The sequence below is a fragment of the Acinetobacter sp. YH01020 genome (assembly GCF_013420275.1).
Lineage (GTDB): Bacteria > Pseudomonadota > Gammaproteobacteria > Pseudomonadales > Moraxellaceae > Acinetobacter > Acinetobacter amyesii.
Genome location: NZ_VOYN01000017.1, coordinates 26,733 through 51,276 on the forward strand (window position 1 = coordinate 26,733; position 24,544 = coordinate 51,276).

General features: G+C 42.1%; 23 protein-coding genes. 17 read left to right on the top strand and 6 right to left on the bottom strand.

The features are described 5' to 3' along the window. Positions 1–7 precede the first annotated feature (7 nt). Positions 8–304: a DUF2218 domain-containing protein gene (locus FTT85_RS08550; RefSeq protein ID WP_180183317.1), complete on the bottom strand. Its 297-nt coding sequence runs from the start codon at positions 302–304 to the stop codon at positions 8–10. A gap of 603 nt (positions 305–907) precedes the next feature. Here FTT85_RS08550 and rpe point away from each other — a divergent pair. The 9 genes from rpe to FTT85_RS08595 all read left to right on the top strand — a co-directional run bounded on the left by rpe (position 908) and on the right by FTT85_RS08595 (position 8,395). Next, on the top strand, positions 908–1,594 hold the full coding sequence (rpe, locus tag FTT85_RS08555) for a ribulose-phosphate 3-epimerase (protein ID WP_180005004.1): 687 nt from the start codon (positions 908–910) through the stop codon (positions 1,592–1,594). A 614-nt stretch (positions 1,595–2,208) separates the two neighbouring features. After that, positions 2,209–2,724, top strand: coding sequence for a hypothetical protein (locus FTT85_RS08560; protein ID WP_180183318.1), 516 nt, complete (start codon positions 2,209–2,211; stop codon positions 2,722–2,724). Between the two features lie 46 nt (positions 2,725–2,770). Beyond that, on the top strand, positions 2,771–4,753 hold the full coding sequence (locus tag FTT85_RS08565) for a multicopper oxidase domain-containing protein (protein WP_180183319.1): 1,983 nt from the start codon (positions 2,771–2,773) through the stop codon (positions 4,751–4,753). Beyond that, positions 4,740–5,759, top strand: a complete 1,020-nt coding sequence (locus FTT85_RS08570; RefSeq protein ID WP_180183320.1) for a copper resistance protein B — start codon at positions 4,740–4,742, stop codon at positions 5,757–5,759. The genes FTT85_RS08565 and FTT85_RS08570 overlap by 14 nt, the downstream gene beginning before the upstream one ends. A gap of 301 nt (positions 5,760–6,060) precedes the next feature. After that, on the top strand, positions 6,061–6,378 hold the full coding sequence (locus FTT85_RS08575) for a multidrug efflux SMR transporter (RefSeq protein ID WP_078191168.1): 318 nt from the start codon (positions 6,061–6,063) through the stop codon (positions 6,376–6,378). 55 nt (positions 6,379–6,433) lie between these two features. Further along, positions 6,434–6,751: a quaternary ammonium compound efflux SMR transporter SugE gene (sugE, locus tag FTT85_RS08580; protein WP_078191206.1), complete on the top strand. Its 318-nt coding sequence runs from the start codon at positions 6,434–6,436 to the stop codon at positions 6,749–6,751. Between the two features lie 37 nt (positions 6,752–6,788). Beyond that, positions 6,789–7,271 (top strand): methylated-DNA--[protein]-cysteine S-methyltransferase, encoded by a 483-nt coding sequence (locus FTT85_RS08585; protein WP_180183321.1) that lies wholly within the window; start codon positions 6,789–6,791, stop codon positions 7,269–7,271. A 39-nt stretch (positions 7,272–7,310) separates the two neighbouring features. After that, positions 7,311–7,964 carry a nuclease-related domain-containing protein gene (locus FTT85_RS08590; protein ID WP_180048993.1) on the top strand — a complete coding sequence of 218 codons (654 nt, stop codon included), beginning with the start codon at positions 7,311–7,313 and terminating at the stop codon, positions 7,962–7,964. A gap of 62 nt (positions 7,965–8,026) precedes the next feature. Then, a complete protein-coding gene (locus FTT85_RS08595; protein WP_180023108.1) occupies positions 8,027–8,395 on the top strand; it encodes an SseB family protein in 369 nt (122 codons plus the stop codon). A 92-nt stretch (positions 8,396–8,487) separates the two neighbouring features. Here FTT85_RS08595 and FTT85_RS08600 read toward each other — a convergent pair whose 3' ends face one another. Next, positions 8,488–9,420 carry a tRNA-dihydrouridine synthase gene (locus FTT85_RS08600; RefSeq protein WP_180114645.1) on the bottom strand — a complete coding sequence of 311 codons (933 nt, stop codon included), beginning with the start codon at positions 9,418–9,420 and terminating at the stop codon, positions 8,488–8,490. 449 nt (positions 9,421–9,869) lie between these two features. Between FTT85_RS08600 and FTT85_RS08605 the strand changes: the two genes are divergently transcribed. Then, entirely contained in the window at positions 9,870–10,079 is a 210-nt protein-coding gene (locus tag FTT85_RS08605; protein WP_067761877.1) for a cold-shock protein, read from the top strand. Between the two features lie 150 nt (positions 10,080–10,229). Here the strand turns inward: FTT85_RS08605 and FTT85_RS08610 are convergent, their stop codons facing one another. Then, positions 10,230–11,039: an inner membrane protein YpjD gene (locus FTT85_RS08610; RefSeq protein ID WP_078191164.1), complete on the bottom strand. Its 810-nt coding sequence runs from the start codon at positions 11,037–11,039 to the stop codon at positions 10,230–10,232. A gap of 138 nt (positions 11,040–11,177) precedes the next feature. On the opposite strand from FTT85_RS08610, the gene ffh reads away from it, so the two are divergent. Together ffh and FTT85_RS08620 are read left to right on the top strand one after the other, a co-directional pair. Continuing rightward, on the top strand, positions 11,178–12,581 hold the full coding sequence (gene ffh / locus FTT85_RS08615) for a signal recognition particle protein (RefSeq protein WP_180114647.1): 1,404 nt from the start codon (positions 11,178–11,180) through the stop codon (positions 12,579–12,581). Between the two features lie 280 nt (positions 12,582–12,861). Beyond that, entirely contained in the window at positions 12,862–13,455 is a 594-nt protein-coding gene (locus FTT85_RS08620; protein ID WP_180183322.1) for an alpha/beta hydrolase, read from the top strand. A gap of 147 nt (positions 13,456–13,602) precedes the next feature. Here FTT85_RS08620 and FTT85_RS08625 read toward each other — a convergent pair whose 3' ends face one another. From FTT85_RS08625 to FTT85_RS08635, 3 genes are all read right to left on the bottom strand, one after another. Further along, positions 13,603–14,280, bottom strand: coding sequence for a hypothetical protein (locus tag FTT85_RS08625; protein ID WP_180183323.1), 678 nt, complete (start codon positions 14,278–14,280; stop codon positions 13,603–13,605). A gap of 225 nt (positions 14,281–14,505) precedes the next feature. Continuing rightward, positions 14,506–15,234, bottom strand: coding sequence for a type III pantothenate kinase (locus FTT85_RS08630; protein WP_180183324.1), 729 nt, complete (start codon positions 15,232–15,234; stop codon positions 14,506–14,508). A gap of 22 nt (positions 15,235–15,256) precedes the next feature. Next, on the bottom strand, positions 15,257–16,012 hold the full coding sequence (locus tag FTT85_RS08635) for a biotin--[acetyl-CoA-carboxylase] ligase (RefSeq protein WP_180183325.1): 756 nt from the start codon (positions 16,010–16,012) through the stop codon (positions 15,257–15,259). 29 nt (positions 16,013–16,041) lie between these two features. Between FTT85_RS08635 and FTT85_RS08640 the strand changes: the two genes are divergently transcribed. From FTT85_RS08640 to ligA, 5 genes are all read left to right on the top strand, one after another. Next, positions 16,042–16,854, top strand: a complete 813-nt coding sequence (locus FTT85_RS08640) for a sulfite exporter TauE/SafE family protein (protein WP_180183326.1) — start codon at positions 16,042–16,044, stop codon at positions 16,852–16,854. Positions 16,855–17,001: 147 nt separating this feature from the next. Next, positions 17,002–17,697: a GntR family transcriptional regulator gene (locus FTT85_RS08645; RefSeq protein WP_180021411.1), complete on the top strand. Its 696-nt coding sequence runs from the start codon at positions 17,002–17,004 to the stop codon at positions 17,695–17,697. Between the two features lie 10 nt (positions 17,698–17,707). Next, the gene (gene smc / locus FTT85_RS08650; protein WP_180183327.1) at positions 17,708–21,157 is read left to right on the top strand and encodes a chromosome segregation protein SMC; all 3,450 of its coding nucleotides are present in this window, start codon (positions 17,708–17,710) and stop codon (positions 21,155–21,157) included. A 1-nt stretch (position 21,158) separates the two neighbouring features. Next, complete coding sequence (locus FTT85_RS08655; RefSeq protein ID WP_180183328.1) at positions 21,159–22,211, top strand: cell division protein ZipA C-terminal FtsZ-binding domain-containing protein; 1,053 nt, start codon at positions 21,159–21,161, stop codon at positions 22,209–22,211. Between the two features lie 98 nt (positions 22,212–22,309). Then, positions 22,310–24,343 carry an NAD-dependent DNA ligase LigA gene (ligA, locus tag FTT85_RS08660; RefSeq protein WP_180183329.1) on the top strand — a complete coding sequence of 678 codons (2,034 nt, stop codon included), beginning with the start codon at positions 22,310–22,312 and terminating at the stop codon, positions 24,341–24,343. Positions 24,344–24,544 lie beyond the last annotated feature (201 nt).

Sequence of the window (24,544 nt, forward strand, 5' to 3'; positions counted from 1 at the left end):
ACGTAGACTACGGTTCGCGTTGCCATATTGCACTGAGTTCTTCTTGCCCCATGCGGATCAAATGATCTAATACCACATGTTCCAATTGATCTAGATTTGCACTTGGATTTTGGGCTGAAATCATCACGTCTAAAAATGCAGCTTGTGGTAAAAGACTGACTTCTGGAGAGGGCAGTTGAATCTTGAATGCAGTATTTTCTCCAATGATCTGTTCATTGACTTCAAATTTATGTTTCCAATGATTGACTAAGCGCTTAGCAACACGTGCTGCTTGGGCGGTGGTGATGTGTGTTGAACTTTTCATAGATGCAATTTTATTGTTAAGTCGTCAGTTCTTTAACTTAGTAAAGAAAATGGATGCCCGTTAAGTTTAAAAATGCAACGCTGTGTTTCTATCCCTGAGATCTTTATCCATATTAATCACTGATGCTACGCACGCAAAAAATAATTTTGCATTTTTAAAATGATATTTAAGTCAATTCGCCGGAGTCTTACATCTAGGGCTTAAATAAAGGGATTAGCCTTCGGCTGGAGGTACTCTTACGAAACGATGTTTCGCATTAGGCAAAATGAGCAGCGAAGCTTCGCAAGGAAACCATCTTGCAGAGCAATGCTCCTCACCGCAAAACTCGCTCTCTAGCGTCTATTTATTTAAAGTATTGCAAAAAAAAATTGATGAGAAGTCGTGCTGTCTCAAACAATTGCGGATGACGTTACCGCGTATCGTTCTTTTATTTGAACCAATTTCGCTTCTGATGTTACTGCGTAACATCAGTTCATCCTAGGTTTCTTTATTAGAGAGATCTCAATCATTGGCATCGAAAAAACGACTAAGGGCATGGGCAGCGAATAGGGGGACAATTTGCTATAATGCGTCAATCACTCCCTTTTCAAAGCTAGGTTTTTCATGTCCAAGCCATTCTTAATCGCACCTTCAATTTTGTCAGCAGACTTTGCGCGCTTAGGTGAAGAAGTTGAAAATGTTCTAGAAGCCGGTGCAGATGTTGTTCATTTCGATGTCATGGATAATCATTATGTACCGAACTTAACTTTTGGTGCGGGCGTTTGTAAGGCATTGAAAAAATACGGCATTAAAGCGCCAATTGATGTGCATCTAATGGTTTCACCGGTAGACCGTATGATTAGTGATTTCTTAGACGCTGGTGCAGATATCATCACTTTCCACCCAGAAGCGACTGACCATATTGACCGCTCTTTACAGTTAATCAAATCTGGTGGTGCGCAAGCAGGCTTGGTGTTTAACCCTGCGACACCTTTGCATTATTTAGACTATGTTTTAGATAAAGTTGACCAAGTCTTGTTGATGAGTGTGAACCCTGGTTTTGGCGGTCAAAAGTTCATTCCAATGACTTTAGAAAAGCTGCGTCAAGCACGAAAAATTATTGATGCTTCAGGTCGTGATATTCGCTTAGAAGTGGATGGTGGTGTTACCCCAGCCAATATCCGTGACATTGCTGAAGCTGGTGCAGATATGTTCGTTGCAGGTTCAGCGATTTTTGGTAAGCCTGATTATAAAGCTGTGATTGATGACATGCGTTCTGAATTGGCAAAAGTGCATGCTCAAGAGGCTTAAGCCTTTGGGTATAAGTTATTCATGGCTTGTGGATAACTATATGGATAACCGTATGGATATCTGTGTAGATAAGTATATGGATAACTTGAATAAATTATAAACGATTGTGCATCAATGGTTTAATAATTAGACGTATTAAGTATAAAAAGGACTCAATTGAGTCCTTTTTATATGGGTCAAAGTATTTGAAATATTGTGTATTTATTAATCTGTGGTAAATAATTAATCAGTTTAAAAAATAACTTTTATGTTTTAACTGGACGATATGCGCTGATTTTTATGATAGCGCAATAAATTTAAAACTGTTGTGAATAACTGCACAATTAATTATGCTGTTAGCAACTATTGAGATAAGCTGCGACTGGCAAAACACATCATCGATCGCACTGGATAATGCTTTTAGATATTTCTGAATGTATTTTTCATGATGGATAAATCGGTCCAGCTGCATGTCATGTTGATACGAATGTCATGTAATTGCATTTGAATCGTAAATAACTTCATCATGGTGTTTCATGCAGATTTTGGCTGAGCTGATCGCGTGATGTTTCTAAGGATGTGTTATTCGGGACATGTTGTCACAGTGCATCATTGGGTTGAATTAGGATACTAAATTGTTCAATTTTTTGCGTAAGCATCTTGGCTTTGCTTGGCTCATGGCGTTTGTCATGGGGTGGAGCAGCGTGGTCAGTGCACAGCAAAATTTTCAACATCAACAAATGATGACTGCGAATGCCCATCAGGCATCAGTTCATGCAGCACATACTGATCCTTCGCATTTTAAAATGGCAAATTGCCATCAAAATCAGCGGCAAGCTGTTCCTGAGCATGCAGCACATCATGGCAAGCAGACGACACCTGAAGTCATTTCAATGATGGATTGTCATCAATCTTTCGATGCGACATCTGCACTGCAAGATGGTCAGGCGCATCATTCAACGACACAAAGTACAGACTGTCAGGACTGTACACTCGCACACTGCCAAATCGGTACCTCTTATGTCGATAGCGCCTTGGTCGCATTGCAGACCTTCCATGTGCATCACTATACAGAACCTCCTCGTTTCATTTTTGCTGGACAGCATTCAAAAGGCTTTTGGCAAGAAATTCTAAGACCTCCGCAAGCTTAACCTGAGTTTTAAATACGTTTTTTCGTTATTTTATAAAGGTTAAGTCATGTCTAATTTATCTAAATCATGCCTCGTGCTCGGGGTGTGTCTGCTGTCTCCAACGTGGGCGTTTGCAGCCATTAAAGAATATCATCTGAATATTGATGAAAAGACCATCAATTTGACAGGTAAAGCGGTCAAAAAAATCAGTGTCAATGGTCAGTTTCCAGCACCTTTACTGGAGTTTGAAGAAGGCGATGATGCGGTCATCCATGTGCATAATCAGCTCAAAAAACAAAATACCTCGGTGCATTGGCATGGTCTATTGCTGCCCGGTTTAATGGATGGTGTACCCGGCTTTAATGGTTTCAATGAAATTCAGCCTGACGGTAGCTTTACTTACAAATTTAAAGTCCGTCAAAGCGGAACCTATTGGTACCACGCTCATTCCAAAGGCCAAGAACAAGACGGATTGTATGGCGCTTTGGTAATTTATCCGAAAGGTAAACAAGCACTTGCCGCACATGAACAATCGCAACGTGATTATGTGGTCATGCTGTCGGATTTTCATGAATCATCTAGCGCTGAGATTATGGCAAATCTGAAAAAGTCTGCCGAATACTATCAAAATCAGCGTGAAACAGTTTCAGATGTATGGACGCAGATTCAACGAACAGGTTTTAAAAATACGTGGCAAGACCGTTCGATGTGGAATCAGATGCGTATGCTGAAAACGGATTTGTCTGATGTCACGGGTTATACGTTTTTAGTAAACGGCAAAACACCACAGCAGAACTGGACGGGGATGTTTAAGCCCAATGAAAAAGTCAGACTTCGTTTTGTAAATGCTGCGGCCATGTCGTTTTTTGATGTGCGTATTCCTCAGCTCAAAATGACTGTGGTCAGTGCAGACGGTCAAGCGGTCAAGCCTATCGCTGTGGATGAATTCCGCATTGGTGCTGCGGAAACCTACGATGTGATCGTAGAGCCTAAGTCTGCGCATTATCAAATTGAAGCTGAATCGATCGATCGGACAGGATTTGCGATAGGCACTTTACATGATGAAACGCAGCCTCAGCACTCAGGCATTCACATGCCAAAAGCTCGGCCACGCGCTTTGCTGACCATGGAAGATATGGGCCATGGTTCAATGTCGGGTATGGACCATAGCAACATGGGACATACTGCTACAGGTTCAACCCAAACTTCAGCAAGCCAGCAAGCGAATGCTCATGAGCACAGCGCGCATACTGTCAATCCATCAAATATTCAGCCGAATCAAGCACATGATCATGCTGCAATGGGGCATGACATGGACCACTCCCTAGTGACTGCACAGACTGCTTTGCAGCATCCAGACATGCATAAACAGAACATGTCTGATTCAGCACATGCCAATATGGATCATAGCGTGATGGATCATTCCTCTATGAACCACTCTTCAATGGATTCATCAATGAAACATGATACGCATGCAGCGATGGAGCATGCACAGTCTAAAGAGGAGAAGCAAGTAGTTGAAAATTCAGCAACGGTTATGGGTTGGGCCAATGCTTCAACACCTGTCGGTGATAAGGCACTGCAATATAGTGATCTAAAAGCGTTAACCCCGCAGCCTGATACACGTGAAGCGACGCAAGACTTGGTCATTCATTTGGGTGGAACGATGGAACGCTATATGTGGACCATGAATGGCAAAAAATTCAGTGAAGCTGAACCACTAAGGGTGAAATATGGTGAGCGAATTCGACTGAAATTTGTCAATGACAGCATGATGGCGCATCCGATGCATTTACATGGCATGTTTATGCAATTGGAAAATGGGCAAGTGTCTTCTGAAATGCCAAATAAACATACGGTGATTGTGCCGCCGGGGAAAACAGTGACGGCTCTGTTAACGGCCAATGAATTAGGGGAATGGGCGATTCATTGTCACTTGCTGTATCACATGTCCGCAGGGATGATGAATAAACTCGTGGTCGCAAATGTCGCGGAGAATACGAAAACGGCGTCTGTACCGCAAAAGGAGGTGTCTCATGCGCATCATTAAACCATGCACATATACGGTTCTAAGTTTAGCTTTGGCATCGGTCACTCAAATAACCATGGCGCAAGATGCACATCACAGCATGCCGATGTCAGCTCAACATGAGTCGCATTCCTCACATGATTCGTCGCATCAAGAGCTGCAAACAGGGATTGAATCGAGCCAGATAGAGCATACTGCAGAACATGCAGAACATGCAGAACATGCAGAACATGCAGAACATGCAGAACATGCAGAACATGCAGAACATGCAGAACATGCAGAACATGCAGAACATGCAGAACATGCAGAACATGCAAAAGCATCATCTATTGCGTCACGTGCTGATTTTGCGCAGCATCCTGTTGATCATAAGCGTGAACATGGTGGACAGATTTATCAAGCGACCGAAATAGACAATCGATGGCTCAATAATGCCGATGGCCGAGGAAGTTTAAAGACCGAAATTGAGAGTCGAATCGGGACCGATGAAAATAAGCTATTCATCAAACTACATGCCGATAAAGCAGAATCTCAAGACGCTGATTATGCGGCTCAAGTGATGTATAGCCGTATGATCTCCGACTTTTGGGATGCACAAATTGGTGCGCGTTATCGGGTCGATGAACATCAAGTGACGGACAAAGAACAGTTAGATGCTGCGGTGGGTCTGCATGGTCTGGCACCGTATTTCTTTGAAACTGATGCTTATCTATATCTTGGTACAGATAATCAGGTCAGTTTTTCTTTAGAAACCGAACGTGATCTGCTGCTGACGCAAAAATTGATTTTAAAACCGTATCTGAACCTAGATGTGGTGCTGAGTGATGATTCCGCCTATGCACAAAAAACAGGACTCAGTGCTGTATGGCTAGGGCTAGAAACACGCTATGAAATCAATAAAAAGTTGATGCCATTTATCGATGTTGCTTACAGCTCCGAAAAAGGAAATCAGCATACGGCATGGCAAGCTGAAACTGGAAGTGAAAAACACTGGTGGTATGGCGCAGGCCTTCGTCTGAAGTTCTAATCGGCGAATAGACCAAATAAAGAGTGCATCATCAACTGGTTTTGGTGGTGCCTTTTTTATCTCCGAATCTGTCCTTTGAAAAGATATGCCATGTTTTGGCGTAATTCATTTGCACAAGTTTTTTTCCTTAACTGAATAACGCCCTGAATTTGGTCAAAAAATGTAAAGACTGCACTAAAATTCAGCATATTTGCTATACTGAGACAATATTCGGAGGAACGACCTCCCTTACATCTTTGTTCAAAACCAGTAAGAAAAATCGTCAGGACGACCTGACTCTACTAATATGGAGGAAGGCATTATGGCCTGGGTTGTTCTGGTATTCGCTGGTATTTTTGAAATCGTTTGGGCCTATTCGATGAAGCTCTCAGAAGGCTTTACAAAACTTGGCCCAAGTTTAGTCACTTTATTTTTTATGATCCTGAGCTTTGGTTTATTGGCCTATGCCATGAAAACGTTGCCTCTAGGAACGGCTTATACCATTTGGACAGGAATCGGTGCGATTGGCTCATTCCTCGTGGGTATTTTTATACTCGGTGAGCCTGCAACTGCCATGCGGATGTTAGCCGCAGTACTGATCATTTCTGGTCTAATCTTGATGAAATTATCTTCAAGTTAATATGTTCTAAAGCACAGAGCTCATTGACCTCTGTGCTTTTTTTATGGGTAAAAATATGGCTTGGGTTTTATTAATTGTAGCGGGATTGCTTGAGGTAGTCTGGGCATATTGTATGAAAGTCTCTGAAGGCTTTAGCAAACTGACGCCAAGTATTTTGACCATTGTTTTCATGATCGCAAGTTTTGCTTTATTGTCTTATGCAATGAAATCCTTACCGCTGGGTACAGCCTATACAGTATGGACAGGCATTGGTGCAGTGGGTTCATTTATCCTCGGCATCGTTGTATTGGGTGAGCCTGCCAATGCCATGCGTATGCTAGCTGCGGTCCTGATTATTTCAGGACTAGTCTTGATGAAATTATCGTCCTCCTGAATAATGAAGTGTTGCGATTTTGAGCTTGGAGTATGTCATGCAACTTTCTTATCAGTTTTTAGATTCACCCGTTGGACAATTAAAACTTGTTGCACATGAAACCGCATTGGTGGCTGTTCTTTGGGAAAATGAAAACCCTAATCGTGTGCGATTGGCGGCTTTGGTTGAAGATCTGCAACACCCGATTTTGCTCAAAACCGCACAGCAATTAAATGAATATTTTGCAGGTAAAAGACAGCAATTTGACTTGCCGCTAGACTTTGAAGGCACCGCATTTCAGCAACAAGTTTGGCAAGCTTTACTGACGATTCCTTTTGGAGAAACTCGCAGCTATAAACAAATTGCAGAGCAGATCGGCAATGTCAAAGCCGTACGTGCTGTCGGTGCAGTCAATGGTAAAAATCCAATTTCAATTATTGCACCCTGTCATCGTGTCGTGGGCGCAAATGGAAAATTAGTGGGTTTTGCGGGTGGTCTAGAAAATAAAGAAATATTGTTAAAAATTGAGAAATTACAATAAAATAGAAAATATACTTATTTAAAATAATGAATCAAATTAATGAATATTTCTCAAATCTTTGCACCCTTCATTTCGACGTTGTGGTGGCTAATTCCATTGTTACTGATTGTGGGGGCAATCAAAGCATTTAAACCTTATTTAAAGGGGAAAATGGGAGAGTTTGCTGTCGCCGTTCATGTCAAACTTTATTTGAAAGACCATTATATATTGTTAAATGATTTGACCTTACCAGATGGCGAAGGAGCTACAACTCAAATTGATCATCTTCTTTTAAGCCCATTTGGTGTGTTTGTGATTGAAACTAAAAACTATAAGGGCTGGATTTTTGGGAGCGAGAGACAAAAACAATGGACGCAAAAGATTTATAAAAAAAGTTTTAAATTTCAAAATCCAATTCACCAAAATTATAAACATATGAAAGTGTTAGAACAGGTGTTAAGCGATATTGTGGATAAAGACAATATGCATTCTGTGATTGTTTTTATGCCTGAAGCAGTGTTTAAAACAGAGATGCCGTCGAATGTATTTCGGGGTACAGCTTGGGTGGACTATGTTCAAACCTTTCAGCAACCCGTGGTCTCTGAAATGAAACTTAAACGAATACAGTTGCGTTTAGAAAAAGAAATTTTAGAAAAATCGTGGAAAACAAATCGACAGCACGTTGAAGATTTAAATCAACGGCATAATTCATAAACTTCCTGTATGCTGTGGATTGTGAACAGTATCTGACTGATAAAAATAGACGGACAATAACAATGAACGACACGCTTCAACATCTTTATGAATCGACTTTAGATCATCCTGAGCAATACCAAGACTTTTATCAGCAACTTTTAGCCAGCCAAGTATATTGTTTGGGTGAGCGTGATACAGAGCAGCATTTACATTTTCAATTGATGGAAACGGAGCAAGGCGAGCAAGCCATTCCATTTTTTCTGAGTCTTGCGATGCTTCAACAGGATGTTGGTGCAGATGCAGAGTTTGTCATGATCAGTGCTGAAAAATTATTTGCGATTACCAAAGGCGCAAGCTTGGTGATGAACCCGACTTCGGAACATCCTAAAGAGTTCTTGGCAGATGAGATCGACGCAATATTAGAGTTTGCCAAACAACAAAGCCTTTGAACACTGTAGGTATAATCAAAGGCTCTGCGGCTACGCTTAGATAGGTGTTTTCACACTTTTTCGTTTTCATATTGGGCGATGTGCTTTAAAACTTACATACCGGCTTTGAGTTTTTGCACGATTTCATCAAGTGGTTTGACACGTTTTACTTCATCCCAAAGGACTTTGGCTTCTGGATAGTGCTTCGACATCATGCCGAGCCATTGTTTATAACGACCGACCATATTCATTTCTTTTTTATACGAGCCATTTAAGAAACGAATTTGTAATCCAAGTAGTTCATGCCATGTAATCAGCGGTTCATCGGTATTACGACGGATACACTGTGTAATGTCAGGAGTGGTCACCGCAGCACGACCAATCATTAGGTCTTCACAACCGGATTCGAGTTGGCACTGTTTGGCATCGGCATTATTCCAAATTTCACCGTTAGCAATCACATTGATTTTCAATGCTTTACGAATGGGTTGCAATTGATCCCAAAAGGCAGGCGGGGTATAACCATCGGCTTTGGTCCGCGCATGGACTGTAACCCATGCAGCTCCTGCATCTTCGATGGCATGCGCATTTTCCATAGTGAAGTTACGGTCCATATAGCCCAAACGCATTTTTGCCGATACAGGAATATGACTCGGAACAGCATCACGCACAGCTTTGACTAACTCATACACCACTTCAGGCTCATCTAGCAGAACTGAACCACCACGGTGGCGGTTGACGGTTTTTGCAGGGCAACCAAAGTTCATATCAATCGCAGGGGCACCAAGTTCTACCGCGCGTACAGCATTTGCCGCGAGCATAGTGGGATTGTTACCTAAGAACTGCACATGAACCGGTGTTCCTGCTGCAGTTTTGCCTTCATTGTTTAGTTCAGGACAATAGCTATGATAAATATGATCGGGCAGGACAGAGTCCGTGACACGGATAAACTCGGTTACACACCAGTCAAAACTCCCCACATGCGTCAACACATCTCGCATAATTGGATCGGTTAAGCCTTCCATCGGCGCAAGAACAAGTTTCACGGTCACACAGCCAAAAATTGAAAAACGGAGTTATACGTGGTTTTGAAAGGGATGTCTAGGTTTTGTGCTTATGGTGACGCGGAATACGAAATGACAAGATTTTATGTAACTATTTGGTGAAATTAGGACCAAAGTCGTAAAGTATTGACTGACATAAAACTTTAACAATAAAATGAGTAAATACATATGGATAGTAATAATAAGAAGATGGCTTATACTGTTGTTTTTTAATGGAATCAACAACATATACTGTGCTTGAATCTTTTAAGATTTCATGTATGATGGCTGCAACTAGAAAAAAAGTATTGTTTCGTAAATTTTCTTTAAGTATCGCAGTGTTAGTCATAATCCTTCGTTTTTTACAGAAATGAAGTTCAATTCTTTATTATTTTCCAAGTTATAGTCAGTCATCATCCAATGGCTAAATCAACAAATTAATAGGTATTATTATGTCTAATACAGTTACTGGTACAGTTAAATGGTTCAACGAAACTAAAGGTTTCGGTTTTATTGCACAAGACAACGGTCCTGACGTTTTTGCTCACTTCAGCGAAATCACTGGTTCAGGCTTCAAAACTTTGCAAGAAGGCCAAAAGGTTTCTTTCAGCATCGCTCAAGGTCAAAAAGGCCCGAATGCTGTAAACATCGTTGCTCTATAATTTAGACGTAATGAAAAAAAAGCGCTGTATAGCGCTTTTTTTATGCCAGTTATTTCTGTGTGAATAATCAAGCTATAATAAAGAGAGCCTTAGCTCCTTTCTTGATAAAACTTACTTCTTAATAAAACTTAAAATCGTTTCATCGTCGACTTAGCGGCCCAAAACCATTTCTAAAATAAACTTAGATCCAATAAAGCCGACTGCCAAAAGACAAAAACCAATAATGGTAAAGCGAATAGCTTTTTGACCACGCCAGCCAAAACGATAGTGTCCAATAAGCAAAGCTCCATAGACGAACCATGAAATAATGCTAAAGGCTGTTTTATGTGCCAAATGCTGTGCAAAGAAGTTATCGATGGTGAAGAAACCAAACCCAAGCGCCACGGTCAGTAGTGCAAATCCAGCAATCAATAAATCAAATAGCAAAGATTCCATGGCTTGGAAGGATGGAAGCAGACTCACCCATACACGCTTTTTCTGCTTGTTTTTTAGTTCACGGTCTTGTAAACGCAAAATAACCGCTTGAATTGTTGCCATCAGCAGGACGGCATATGCGGAAAGTGACAAAATAATATGGATGTCTAAACCCAGTGAATGTTGTTCTATAAATTGATTTTGTCGACTAAATGCAAAGCCCAAAATCAATCCCGTCGCTGCCACAGGAATGCCCAATAGGTTCATCGCAAGCACAGGTCGATAGGTACTAAATAACACACTGAGTAATAGCATGAGACCTGAAGTAAATGACATCAGGTTGAACACGTCATAGTTCACACCCATAGGCGTCAACATGTCGTTATATAAAACACCTGCATGCAATAACATGCCTAAACCAAGTACAACACCAATAAACCAATGGTTCGGCGCACGTTTAGACATTAAATGGCTGAATAAATACCAAAAAGACGTGGTATAAGCGATTAATGCTAGGATCGTGTAAACCAAGGGGAGACTGATCATGTCAAACCTTTTTCAGGATGTTGAATATTCATTTATATAAATTCTGCAAGAACTAAAGTATCCTATAGCATTCTATGCATAAATTTTCTATTTTAAGAAACAATTTTTTGCTCATGGCTATTTTAAGCGGATTTTGCAATGTTTGATACCTTAACAGAACGACTCACGCAGAGTTTAAGAAATGTTACTGGCTCAGGGCAGCTAACCGAAGACAATATTAAAGATACGTTACGCGAAGTACGTATGGCACTTCTTGAAGCCGATGTTGCGTTACCTGTAACTCGTGAATTCATCGCGAAAGTTAAGGAAGAAGCATTGGGCCAAGAAGTGATGACTCAGTTATCACCGGGGCAGGCTTTCGTCAAAATCGTTCATGACGAATTGACCAAAATGATGGGTGAGGCGAATGAAAGCCTAGACCTAGCGGCAAAACCACCAGTTGTTGTGCTTCTTGCAGGTTTACAAGGTGCGGGTAAAACAACCACTGCGGCAAAACTTGCACGTTTCTTACAAGAACGTCAAAAGAAAAAAGTAGCAATGGTGTCTGCCGACGTTTATCGTCCAGCAGCGATTAAGCAGCTACAAACGGTTGCAGGTGAAGTTGGCGCGATTTTCTTTGAATCAAGCGCAGAAGAAAAACCAATTACCATCGCAAATCGTGCGATTGAGCAAGCAAAAATTCAATTTGCTGATGTCTTGATTGTCGATACAGCAGGTCGTTTACATGTAGACGACGAAATGATGGATGAAATTAAAGAGCTACATGCAGCAATTAAGCCAACTGAAACATTGTTCGTGGTTGATGCCATGACTGGTCAGGATGCGGCGAATACTGCAAAAGCCTTTAATGATGCCTTACCTTTAACAGGTGTGATCCTGACAAAAACGGATGGTGATGCACGTGGTGGTGCAGCACTTTCTGTTCGTGCCATTACTGGTAAGCCAATCAAATTCTTGGGTATGGGTGAAAAACTCGATGCCCTAGAGCCATTCCATCCTGAACGTATCGCACAGCGTATTTTGGGTATGGGTGACGTACTTTCTTTGGTTGAAGAAGTTGAACGTAAAATCGACAAAGAAAAAGCCGAAAAAATGGCAAAAAAACTGCAAAAAGGCGGTAGCTTCAACTTTGAAGATATGCTGATGCAGTTTGAACAAATGAACAAAATGGGCGGCATGATGGGCTTCCTGGATAAACTTCCAGGCATGAGCAACTCAGGGATTCAAGATGCAATTGCACAAGCAAATCCTGAAAAGCAAGTGAAGAAAATGGAAGCGATTATTCAATCGATGACCATTAAAGAACGTCGTAACCCAGACTTGATGAATCCAAGCCGTAAAAAACGTATTGCAGCAGGCTGTGGTATGGATGTTGCGGAAGTAAATAAACTCATCAAGCAACATGCGCAAATGGCGAAAATGATGAAGAAATTTGCCAACCCAACGGGTATGGCAAAAATGATGAAATCATTAGGCAATATGCAAAAACAATTTGGCGGCGGTGGCATGGGTCCATTGTTCGGCAGTAAAGATCCGAAGTAATTTGGACTTAAAAAAAAGGCGCATTCAGCGCCTTTTTTTATGGCTGCAATTTGACGAGACTGTGCGTTCAAGTAAAGTGGTAGGGTACATTTGATAGCAAGTGCTGGAAAAATTTGACTATATGAGCCGATAGATAACGTACTGAGCTAAATCATTACAAAAAGATGCCAAATTGACATTGAGAGCGTTTAGGTGACAGGTTTAAAACAGAGGTGAAAATTTGCCGAACTGCAAATTGAAGGTTTAACCAAAAATAATCACCTAAAATAAGAATCAAATCATGAATACACCGCATACGCCAGAAAGCCAAAAGATCTATATTGTTCATGGTCATGATGCATCACCGAATGATCATTGGTTTCCTTGGTTAGGACGAAAGCTGCAGGAAGCAGGACATTATTCTCGACGCATCGTGATGGCAAATGCAGCACAACCTGATTTTGACCATTGGCAAGAATTTCTAGCGTTGCAAATACCAGATTTGGATGAAAATACCATTGTGATTGCCCATGGTTTGGGGTGCTTAACCACGCTGCATTATCTCAATCAATATTTTGAACAGCATGGCACACGGATTAAAGCGGGCGTTTTTGTGTCAGGTTTTAAAAGTAGTTTACCGACACAACCTGAATTAACCGCATTTATTCAACGTGCAAAAATGGATAGTGGTGTTTTACAGACCTATATGCCAATTTGTATTAGTTTGATTTCATCCAATGATCCTATCGTGCCGCCGCCGGTTGCGATCCAATTGGGCAATTTTATAAATGCACAAATTTATGAGGTGAAAGAAGCGGGGCATTTCACAGCACAGGATGGCTTTTCTGAAATTCCACAACTGTGGCACGTGTTAAAGCCGATTTTAACGGCTTAGCTAGGTTCTGTGCGCGTGTTTAATAGATCGCGTGTTTTGTAGATAAGATATTTAGTGAAGACTGAGATTGCAATCATGCAATTGGTGCAATTGAAGAGAAAAAAGGCGCAATCTGCGCCTTTTTTGTTTGTTCGAACTGTTGAAAGATCAGTCGAGTTCTAAAGCAACACGTTCACGAATGTCGTCAATGTCGTCATTGGCTTCACGACCATCTTCCTGCCAAGCTTTATAGCCACCAACATATTCACCGTCGGTATCGACCACATATTCAGCCGCAATTTTTCCTGAGGCATACCATAAGCGATAGGCGTCATTACCATTTTCATCGACTTTATACGCTGCGCCACGTTGTCCTGTTGGATAAAATTCTTCGCCTTGGATGCTCACGCCATCTTGGTTTACAAAGGTAGATTCTACTTTGCCGTTTTTACGATAAAGCGTTACCGGACCTTCGATGTCACTGCCACTGAAACTAAATAATTTCATCGGATCTTTAACCCAAGCAGGTGAGGATTGAGGGGTTTTGGTTTCTTGGTAAAAATCTTGAACTAAAAAATCACCTGTGGCATTACGACCTAAAAGTACACGGTAATATCCGTCTTTGACTGGAGTCATGTAATAGCTTGAGTCAATATATGATACGCAGCCGCAGTAATCAGGATTATCTTCATCTCCAAAATAGCCCAAAACTGCTTCAGAGGTGCTGAGCTGTGATTTGATTTCGGTAGGGATTTTAGAGTTGGCTAGATTTTGTGTCGTGGTACAACCGCCGAAGAATAATGTAGAGGCGAGCAGGCTTAAACCCAGTAAATTTTTAAATTTCATATCTATACTCTTCGTCTTATATTCTATCTTGAAAGACATTTTTAAATTATAAAGTTGCTGATGTATCTGTCGATCATCGCAGGCTATTGTAATTCCTTGGACGAAAAAAGGTCATGAATCGCGATACAATTTGTAACCACGCTTATATGAAATGACCATCAATAAAAAAGCGTGATCACCATTGGTCATCACGCTTTCACAGTTTGCTATCAAAAAATGGCTAAATTACACGCCATTTACATAACTTTGTAGGCCTCGAAGCAGCAAATCTGCTTCGACAGCTGGCTGATATTGTTCTAAATAGCGTGCAAATAGCGCAGCATCGCCACCGGTTAAAATCAACTGACTTGGATATTTGTCGAGAACCTTTTCAATGGTGCTGACCAAGCTGAGCAAGATGCCATGATGAACAGCATCTATGGTGTTTTTACCAGGAGACAGCTCATCAAAGGTGGCATCTGGAATTTTAATGCCTTTGGTGTTTTGGATGAGCGAATCACGTTGCAAATACAAATTTGGCAAAATATAGCCGCCTAAATGTTGTAAGCCATCCGTTAAGTCAATGGTGAGTGCCGTGCCACAGCTAATGACACAGTATTTTTGTGTAGGGTCTTTGACCACAGCCAGCATTTGCAGCCAACGGTCGATCCCGAATTTACTGGTGTCTTCATATGCACAGCGTAAGCCCGCATATTCGGCATGAACTTTGGCAATGGTGACAGGAACCGATAAAAATTTAAGAATTTTTTGAATCCGATCATTATTTTTCTTGTCGAGTACTGAAGAAATCCCGACCTGATCTAAGTCCAAGCTTTTAAAGTGCTGGATCAAACCGAGTAGGAGTTCGGCAGGCGACTGTAAATGCAGTTCCGCAGTATGCTCTATAATTTGATCATGTTCGGTAATCCAGTATTTCAGCCGGGTATTACCGACATCGAGCCATAATTTTTTCATCAGTAGGCCTTTGCAATCCTGTTTATGATTGATCTGCTAAACGTAAGCGACCTTGGAAATGATTTTCTAAGCGCTGTGACGTTTGGATGTTGATCGAACCATCATTTTCAATACCGAGAAAGCGGCCTTGGCTTTTGCCTTGTAGGTGTTCAAGCTCAACAGGCTGTTGCATAAATGCAGCATAATGGTTGAATCGTGCAGCGAGGTTATAGCAGTTATGATCGAACCATTCACCTGCAAGTTGAATCGCTGCATAGAGTTCAGCGATTAACTGTAAACGGTTTGGCGAGTGAAGTCCGAGTTCATATAACGACGTTGCGCGTTGCTCAATTCCTGTGGATGGAATCGGAAATAAGTTCATGCCCACGCCGACAATCGCTTGATGTGGCGAAATTGGTTCAATCAAAATCCCGCCCCATTTGCCTTGTGGGCTATATAGGTCATTGGGCCATTTCACTTGTAATGCGAGATTTTGCAAACTTGGCATTTGCAAGATATTTAAGGCAATTTCGAGTGCAAGCCGTCCATCTATCGCTGTCTGTAAATTCAGCAATGTGCTTAAATAGATATTACCAACGGGTGAGACCCATTGATGATCGCGTTGCCCACGGCCCTGAGTCTGTTGTTCACTGCATACCAAAACATGCTGAATGCCTTTTTTGGCAATCTCACGGACATCGTCATTGGTCGATGTAGTAATGGGCTTCAGTAATAAAACTTCAGGCGGTTGAGGTACTGTGCTCAGCAATTGCTGTAAGTGTCTGGTCTCTAAATCCATTTGAATCTGAGAGTTGTGGAATAATATTGATGGAGTTAATCATATATTTACTGATTGGTGCAATCGCTGGTTTTGCTGCGGGGCTATTTGGTGTTGGCGGTGGTCTGATTATTGTGCCGATTTTATTCATCGTTTTTACCCAACTTCAGTATGATCCCAGTGTGATTATGCACATGGCGGTGGGCACATCTTTAGCCACGATTATTGTCACCTCACTCAGTTCGGTTTCGGCGCATCATAAAAAAGGTGCAGTGCTGTGGAATGTCTTTCGGAATTTGGCACCAGGTTTGGTGATCGGTTCATTTCTCGGTGCAGGCATTGCTGATTATCTCTCAGGGCAGGGTTTGCAACTGTTAATCGGCTTTTTTGCGGTCTGGGTAGCCTTTAAAATGTTTCGAGGTGCAGCAACACCTGTCGATCCGAATAAACATTTACCCTCACAAGCCATGCAAATGGTAGCAGGCGGTGGTATTGGGATTGCTTCTGCGATCTTCGGTATTGGTGGTGGTAGCTTAACCGTCCCGTATTTGAATAAAAACGGCGTCATTATGCAAAAAGCGGTCGCGACATCTGCTGCATGTGGTTTACCGATTGCGATTGCAGGGGCCCTTGGCTTTATGTGGTTTGGTCATCATGCCGATATCGAGGTTCCCAATACCATTGGTTATATCCATATTTATGCATTTATCGGGATTAGTGTCATGAGCTTCATCACTGCGAAATTGGGTGCGAAAGTGGCTCATATGTTGTCGCCATTTATGCTAAAGCGTTGTTTTGCATGTTTATTAACAACAGTCGGCTGCTATTTTATTTACCAAGGTATGCAAGCCTTTGGCGCATGATTGTCCGTTTTGACTGAAAAAATTGGCTTTGTTGACACAAGATTGTCAGACAATGTCATGTTCAATTAGGTTGCTTATCGTTTCTAATGCAAATAGATTGAGTGTAAATCTGAACATTGCATCTTATAAAAAAAAGATAGGAACAGTATGCAACAACAAGAAGCGGACAGTTTGTCAGAACAAATTGCCAAACACATCGGTGAACAAATTATTCGCGGTGAGTTGGTCGAAGGCGAGCGTATTCAGGAACTTAGAATTGCGGCCGAATTGGATGTGAGCCGTGGCTCTGTTCGTGAAGCTTTATTGATTTTAGAACGGACCCAACTCATTGAAATCTACCCGCGACGTGGCGCCTTAGTCTCTGAAATGTCGGCTTTACAAGTGCGCTCATTATTTGATATTGCAGCATTATTGTTGGGCCAAATTGTGCATCGTATGGCGGAAACGTGGCGCAGCCATGAAGCTGAGCGTATTCAGTTATTACTTGAACAATTAGACGTGGAAACTCGCCAAGGCAATACCGAAAAGTTTTATGATCTGATTTTTCAGGGCATGGCTCGTCAGCATGAAATGGTGGGAAATACTTACCTGATGCGTTATTACCAAGAATTGTTGCCATCACTCAGACGTAGTTATTTCCTGACACTGAATATTTCACGACGTGAAATACAAGAATCTTTTGATTTGTTTAAATTAGTGACTGATGCAGTTTTAATCAGAAAATCACATCAAGCCACTTTATTTATGGAAGATTTTTGTCGACACTTACGCAACCTTGTGTTGGAATCACTAACACGGATGAAACAAATTGAATTAGCGTGGGCGAGACGTTCACGCCGCTGATCAGGACATTATGCGTTTAAGCAGTTTAAAACTTTCCGGCTTCAAATCTTTTGCCGATAGCACAACTCTAAAATTTGAAGGCAACCGTAGTGCGGTTGTTGGACCGAACGGCTGTGGTAAATCCAATGTGATTGATGCCATTCGTTGGGTTATGGGGGAGTCCAGTGCCCGTCAATTGCGTGGTGGCACCATGCAAGATGTTATTTTTACCGGAACGGCAAAGCGTAAACCAGTCGGGATGGCGAGTGTTGAACTGCGTTTTGATAATACCTATGGCAAGCTAGGTGGCGCTTATAATGCCTATACTGAACTAGCAGTTCGTCGTCAGGTCAATCGTGATGGTAAATCCGAATATTTCCTCAACGGCACCAAATGCCGCCGTCGTGATATTACCGATATTTTCTTAGGTACCGGTTTAGGTCCACGTTCGTATGCGATTATTGAACAGGGCATGATCAACCGTTTGGTCGATGCCAAACCTGAAGAAATGCGTGTGTATATTGAAGAAGCAGCTGGGGTTTCTCGATATCAAGCTCGTCGTCGTGAAACTTTACAGCATCTAGAACACACCACTCAAAATTTAGAACGTCTCGAAGACATTGCATCAGAACTGAAGTCTCAGTTGAAAACCTTAAAGCGTCAGTCTGAAACGGCGGTGCAATATAAAGAATTAGAAACCCAAATTCGTACTATTAAGATCGAAGTGCTGTCTTTCCAATGTGAGCAAAGTATGCGTTTACAGCAAGAATACACGCTTCAGATGAATGAGCTCGGGGAAACCTTCAAACTGGTGCGTTCTGAGCTGAATACTCTAGAGCATGACTTATCTTCCACCAGTGCTTTATTTCAACGGCTTATTCAGCAGTCCACCCCCTTACAAAGTGAATGGCAACAGGCGGAAAAGAAACTGTCTGAGTTGAAAATGACACTGGAGCAAAAGCAGGGTTTATTTGCACAAAATTCGGCAAGTTTGGTGGAGCTTGAAAAGCAAAAAGCTCAAACCAAAGAACGTTTACAGTTATTGGAGTTACAACTGGAAACGCTGCAAGAACAGCAAGATGGATTTGTTGAGCAATTACAGCGCCAAGAAAGCAGTAGTCAGGAACAGACCCAGCAGTTAGCCGATTTGAAAGCTCAGCATCAACAAGCGGTTCAACAATTTGAACAATGCCGTGGGCAAGTTGAAAAGCAGCAACAGCAAAAGCTACAGATGTTGGCGCAGAGTGAACAATTGACCAAAAATATTGGTCGTATTGAGCAACAACGTGAGACTCTGCAACAGCAACGAGGTCAAATTCAGCATCAGGCGCAGCAAGATGAGTTGGAGCAGTATCAGCAAGATAAGCAGCAGCTCGAACAGCAAATTGTGCAACAAGAGCTGGTGATTGCCGAAACTCAAGCACAGCTTGCAGCTGCACAAGAACAGCAGGCACAGCACAAAAATACGGTGTTGCAGCTAAAGTCAGAAATACAGGTGCTGTTGTCAGAGCATAAAAACCTAAATCAATTGATGATTAAAGCTAGTCCAAAGCAGCAAAGTCAGCGTCAACATTTAATGCAGCAGTTGCAGTTGAGCACACAAGGTAAACAGCATGCACAACTGGTCGAGAAATTTTTGTCTAAATGGCTGAGTGCCCAAGTCTTAGGACACAGTGATAATTTTCAAGACGGTATTGCACGTCAGGTCAAAGGCAATCATCACACAGCAGTACAAATCGTTGGATTAGACGCTTTGGCGAGGTGGATTGAAGCACCACAACTTTCGATCTGGCAGCAGGTCGCGATTGCTGAAACATTGACGGTGGCATTGAGCCATCAGGCTAAACTGGCCGCAGGTCAGTCAATACTCACGCTCGATGGTTATCATGTCGGTGCAGATTGGGTGATTGGTCTAGATTATGATGAGGACAGCCAAGCAGGGCAAAGTGCATTGAGCCACCGTATTCGCTTAGATGAATTGACTGAATTACTTGCAGAGCAGCAGCCAAAGCTAACGCAACTAGAAGGCCAATTGCCTGAGTTGCAAAATGCCGTACAAGCTTTACAGCAAAATCTGCAACAGCAACATAGCCAATTAAAAAATTGGCAAAAAGACATTCAAAATGCTGATGTTGCCATTGCGAAGGTACAAAGTTCCAATCAGGCTTTTGCATTACAAAAGCAGCAGTTAGAAGATCAATTACAGCAACTTGAAGCACAGCTTGAAGAAGATGCCATGCAAAAAGACGATTTGGAAATTGATTTGCATGCGCTGACGATGAAGCTTGAGCAAGCTTTGCCCAATTATAAAACCTTGCAATTCCAAGTTGAAGAGTTGAGTCTAGCACTGGAAAGTGCTCAGCAAGTGGCATTACACAGTCAGCAAGAATTGGAAATTGTGCGTCGTCAGTCTGTACAGACAAAACAACAGATTGAATTATTAGAAAAAGACACGGTCTTTTTGAAAGCGCAAACTCAGCAAATTATTGGACAGATGGAGCAGGCAAAGAAATTTGTCGATCCAGTACAGTTAGAATTGCCTGCGCTTGAGTCACAGTATTCAGAGCAGGCTCAAGTCACTGAACGTTTACAAAAAACCTGGAATGACTGGCAGCTTGAACTCAATAATGTTCAGAGCAAACAACAGACATTGACGGAACAACGCCATTCACATCAACAGCAAGATGAAAAATTGCGTACGCAATTGGAAGAAAAGCGTCTGGCTTGGCAATCCGCGCAGTCTGATTTACAGCATTATTCTGAACAGCTGAAAGAAATGAACAGCGAAATGCTGACAGGTTTAAGCATTGATGTGGTATCCCATCAGCAAAAACTAGAAAAAGCACAGCAGCAGTTTGATAAATTGGGTGCAGTCAACTTGGCTGCGGCAGAAGAATATACTGAAGTTTCTAAACGCTTTGATGATTTAAGCCACCAAATTGATGACTTGCAAAAGACCGTTGAACAACTGCAAGCTGCGATGAAAAGCATTGATCAGGAAACGCGGAAGCTGTTTATGAGCACTTTTGATAAGGTCAATACAGAACTTCAAGCGTTATTTCCGAAAGTATTTAATGGTGGTGAAGCAAGCTTAAGCCTTGAAGATGGTTGGCAATCGGGTGTAAAACTGATGGCACGACCACCGGGTAAACGAAACAGCTCTTTGGCATTATTGTCAGGTGGTGAAAAGGCACTGACCGCATTGGCTTTGGTTTTTGCGATTTTCCGCCTAAATCCTGCACCATTTTGCGTTTTAGACGAAGTCGATGCACCTTTAGACGATGCAAATGTAGGAAGATTTTGTAATCTTGTAAAAGAGCTTTCAGAACAAGTGCAATTTATCTACATTACACACAATAAACTGGCTATGACAATGGCAACTGACTTACTTGGTGTGACCATGCCAGAACCAGGAACTTCAAAATTAGTGACTGTGAATATAGAGCAAGCCAAAGAATACGGTTTAGCTGCGGAGGCATAACATGGAAATCACCACTATAGTTGGGATTGTAATCGCTGTAATTATCATGGTTGTGGGCATTCGAATGATGTTTCGTAAACCTGCGGATGCAGCGCCATCACTTGACACCGAATTACATATTGATCCTGATAGTCAGCAACCTGTTATTCCGCGCCATGTACGCAATCAGTTAAATACACCTGAAACCACGCAACGTGTTGAGCCGACTTTGGCTGAGGAAAAAGTCACAGCGGTTGAAACGACTGAAGCTGTTCAAGCAAATGTAACGCCAGAAGCAACGGCAACGGAACAAGCAGAGCAGAGCGTTGAGGCTACGGCAAAGACTGAGACGACAACGACGGATCCCGTTTCAGTTGAAAACGCTCAAACTGCAACAGAAGACAGTACATTGTCTACAGAAGCAACTGACTCTACAACGGTTGCATCTGTAGCCGCCGATGCCAATCATGCAGCGACTGCTGCGACGGAAGTTCAGGCTGATGCTGTTCCTGCTGAAAAAGCGCCAGAATTTAGTGTAAATAGCGCAATTGAAAAAGCTGAAATCAGCGATTTTGATGAAGAAAGCAGTATTTTGGATGCGCATTTACATGAACAAAAAATTGTTGATGAAGAAAGTGCTTTAGCGACTGCGGAAACTTATATCGCCTTAAATGTGTTCCCGGATAGCCGTGCCTTGTCGGGGGAAAAAGCATTAAAAGTGTTACTGAAATACGGTTTACGCTTTGGCGAAATGGCTTGTTTCCATCGCTATGATGAAGAAGGTACAAAGTTATTATTCTCTGTATTGCAAATGAATAATGATGGCGCTGCGCAAGGTTTTGATCTTGAAACTTTATCGACTGAAGAAGTAAAAGGTTTGGCCTTCTTCTTAGCGCTGCCACACAGCGATGTACAAAATGCCTTTGATACCATGGACAGCATTTCACGTCTAATTGCCCGTGAAATTGACGGTACTGTGTATGATCAAAATAACCAAGAATTTACACCGCAGATGCGTGAACATTGGCGTCATCAAGCGATTGATTATCGTCAAGGTCAAGCTATCGAAGTCTAAGCGTCTTTGATTGAAACTCACCGAGTGGGTTTCTATAATAGCAACAGATAATGAAATTTGAGGGCGGAGCATGAACCGCCCTTTTTTATGGTGAATGTATGACACAACAATCCACTGTCGTTGCACAGATGCGACAACTGATTCAACTCTTGGCGAAGCATAACCATGCCTACTATGTCATGGACACGCCAGAAATTGAGGACAGTGAATATGATCAACTTTTTCACCAATTAAAAGCTTTAGAAGAGCAATACCCTGATTTAGTACAACCTGATACACCAACTACAAAAGTGGGTGGAAAGGCCTTATCTAAGTTTGAATCTGTAACCCATGCAGTGCCTATGTTGTCATTAGGTAATGTGTTTAATGCAGAAGATTTATTTGCCTTTGCCCGCCGCGTAGAAGAGCGCTTACCGAATCAAAAAATTGAATATGATGTCGAATTAAAATTTGATGGACTGGCGATTTCTCTCTGGTATGAAAATGGCATTTTAGTCCGTGGTGTGACACGGGGCGATGGTGAAACAGGGGAAGACATTACCCAAAATGTAAAAACCATTCGTAATTTGCCTAAAGTACTGACCTCTACACAGACTGAAATTCCAAGTCTGCTTGAGGTCCGTGGTGAAGTCCTGATGCCAAAGTCAGGCTTTGAAAAGCTTAATGCTGAAAATGAAGCTAAAGGTGAAAAAACCTTTGCCAATCCACGAAATGCAGCAGCAGGAAGCTTACGTCAACTCGACCCTGCAATTGCAGCTTCGCGTCCTTTGGCTTTTTATGCTTATGGCATTGCACAGTGCGAACCACATCATGGTCAAACCACCATGTCTGCAAGTCTTGAGTGGTTGACACAATTTGGCTTTGCCGTGGGTGAGCGTCATTTTATTTGCGACAACATTCAGGACGTACAAGCTGCGTATGAGCAAATGATCATTGATCGACCAAGCCTGAGTGTTGAAATTGATGGCATGGTGATTAAAGTTAACAGCCTGAAGCAACAGCAAACACTGGGCTTTTTAAGTCGTGAACCGCGCTGGGCAACGGCATATAAGTTCCCTGCAGTTGCAGCGCTCACGACGGTTGAAAATATTGATTGGCAAGTGGGGCGTACAGGGACTTTGACCCCAGTCGCACGTTTAAACCCTGTGGCAGTCGGAGGGGTAACGGTTTCCAATGTCACTCTACATAATATTGGTGAAATTCACCGTTTAGATGTCCGTGTGGGTGATACAGTCAGTGTCTACCGTAGTGGCGATGTGATTCCAAAAGTGGAAAAAGTATGGCCTGAATTCCGTCCTGTAAATACGGTAGAAGTTCAGTTACCTGCATATTGCCCAGTCTGCTCATCTCCAGTGGTGATGCCCGAAGGTGAAGCCTTGGCACGTTGTTCAGGTGGTTTGTACTGTGCTGCACAGCGTATTGAGGCAATTCGTCACTTTGTATCGCGTAAAGCTATGGACATTGAGGGCTTAGGCGACCGTTGGGCGGAATCACTTTTACATTTGGATTTGCTCAAAGATGTTGCTGATATTTATAGCTTGCCAGAGCATCGTGAAAAATTACTGACCATTGAAAAAATGGGTGAGAAGTCGGTTCAAAACCTCATCGATTCTATTGAAAATAGTAAGAAAACGACACTAGGTGCATTTATTTATGCACTCGGCATTCGAGGCGTGGGTGAAACCACGGCACGCATGCTCGCCAATACCTTCCAAACCTTTGATGCGATTCGTCATGCAGATCTCGAATCCTTGAAAAAAACGCCAGACGTTGGTGATATTACCGCTGAATGGATTGTCGACTTTTTCCAAGCGCCGCATAACCTCGAAGTGGTTGATCGTTTGTTGGCAGCTGGGATTCATTGGGATGCACCTGTTGCACCAAGTCGTCAGCCGCTGAATGGCGAGAGTTGGGTGATTACTGGAACATTGAGTACCATGGGGCGTGATGAAGCGACGCAAATGCTTCAAGCCTTAGGCGCACGTGTCAGTGGTAGTGTTTCGGGTAAAACCAAATGTGTAGTTGCAGGTGAAAAGGCAGGTTCTAAATTAGAAAAGGCTGAAAAGTTGGGTGTACCTGTGATGAGTGAAGAGGAGTTTATTTCCTTTGTACAACAGCAAAATGCTTCTTAAGTATTGAAAAATTTAATCTGAAAACGTAGTTACTTTTGAACAAACGCCTGATGCATTGCATTGGGCGTTTTTATTTTCGGTGCTTAACATGATTGAGTGAGCGTATCAGTTGTTGGTGATAGATCAGACAGTATTCCTCAACATTACTCACGAAATATTTTGCTAAAGCGTGAATGTATTGAGATACAATTTTAGCCATAA

Bases quoted from the DNA above. Each gene is read 5' to 3' on its own strand.
- FTT85_RS08565 (WP_180183319.1), top strand. From the start codon at position 2,771: ATGTCTAATTTATCTAAATCATGCCTCGTGCTCGGGGTGTGTCTGCTG.
- FTT85_RS08570 (WP_180183320.1), top strand. From the start codon at position 4,740: ATGCGCATCATTAAACCATGCACATATACGGTTCTAAGTTTAGCTTTG.
- FTT85_RS08640 (WP_180183326.1), top strand. From the start codon at position 16,042: ATGGAGTTAATCATATATTTACTGATTGGTGCAATCGCTGGTTTTGCT.
- FTT85_RS08550 (WP_180183317.1), bottom strand. From the start codon at position 304: ATGAAAAGTTCAACACACATCACCACCGCCCAAGCAGCACGTGTTGCT.
- ligA (WP_180183329.1), top strand. From the start codon at position 22,310: ATGACACAACAATCCACTGTCGTTGCACAGATGCGACAACTGATTCAA.
- ffh (WP_180114647.1), top strand. From the start codon at position 11,178: ATGTTTGATACCTTAACAGAACGACTCACGCAGAGTTTAAGAAATGTT.
- FTT85_RS08575 (WP_078191168.1), top strand. From the start codon at position 6,061: ATGGCCTGGGTTGTTCTGGTATTCGCTGGTATTTTTGAAATCGTTTGG.
- rpe (WP_180005004.1), top strand. From the start codon at position 908: ATGTCCAAGCCATTCTTAATCGCACCTTCAATTTTGTCAGCAGACTTT.
- FTT85_RS08605 (WP_067761877.1), top strand. From the start codon at position 9,870: ATGTCTAATACAGTTACTGGTACAGTTAAATGGTTCAACGAAACTAAA.
- FTT85_RS08635 (WP_180183325.1), bottom strand. From the start codon at position 16,012: ATGGATTTAGAGACCAGACACTTACAGCAATTGCTGAGCACAGTACCT.
- FTT85_RS08585 (WP_180183321.1), top strand. From the start codon at position 6,789: ATGCAACTTTCTTATCAGTTTTTAGATTCACCCGTTGGACAATTAAAA.
- FTT85_RS08655 (WP_180183328.1), top strand. From the start codon at position 21,159: ATGGAAATCACCACTATAGTTGGGATTGTAATCGCTGTAATTATCATG.
- FTT85_RS08610 (WP_078191164.1), bottom strand. From the start codon at position 11,039: ATGATCAGTCTCCCCTTGGTTTACACGATCCTAGCATTAATCGCTTAT.
- FTT85_RS08620 (WP_180183322.1), top strand. From the start codon at position 12,862: ATGAATACACCGCATACGCCAGAAAGCCAAAAGATCTATATTGTTCAT.
- FTT85_RS08595 (WP_180023108.1), top strand. From the start codon at position 8,027: ATGAACGACACGCTTCAACATCTTTATGAATCGACTTTAGATCATCCT.
- smc (WP_180183327.1), top strand. From the start codon at position 17,708: ATGCGTTTAAGCAGTTTAAAACTTTCCGGCTTCAAATCTTTTGCCGAT.
- sugE (WP_078191206.1), top strand. From the start codon at position 6,434: ATGGCTTGGGTTTTATTAATTGTAGCGGGATTGCTTGAGGTAGTCTGG.
- FTT85_RS08625 (WP_180183323.1), bottom strand. From the start codon at position 14,280: ATGAAATTTAAAAATTTACTGGGTTTAAGCCTGCTCGCCTCTACATTA.
- FTT85_RS08630 (WP_180183324.1), bottom strand. From the start codon at position 15,234: ATGAAAAAATTATGGCTCGATGTCGGTAATACCCGGCTGAAATACTGG.
- FTT85_RS08590 (WP_180048993.1), top strand. From the start codon at position 7,311: ATGAATATTTCTCAAATCTTTGCACCCTTCATTTCGACGTTGTGGTGG.
- FTT85_RS08645 (WP_180021411.1), top strand. From the start codon at position 17,002: ATGCAACAACAAGAAGCGGACAGTTTGTCAGAACAAATTGCCAAACAC.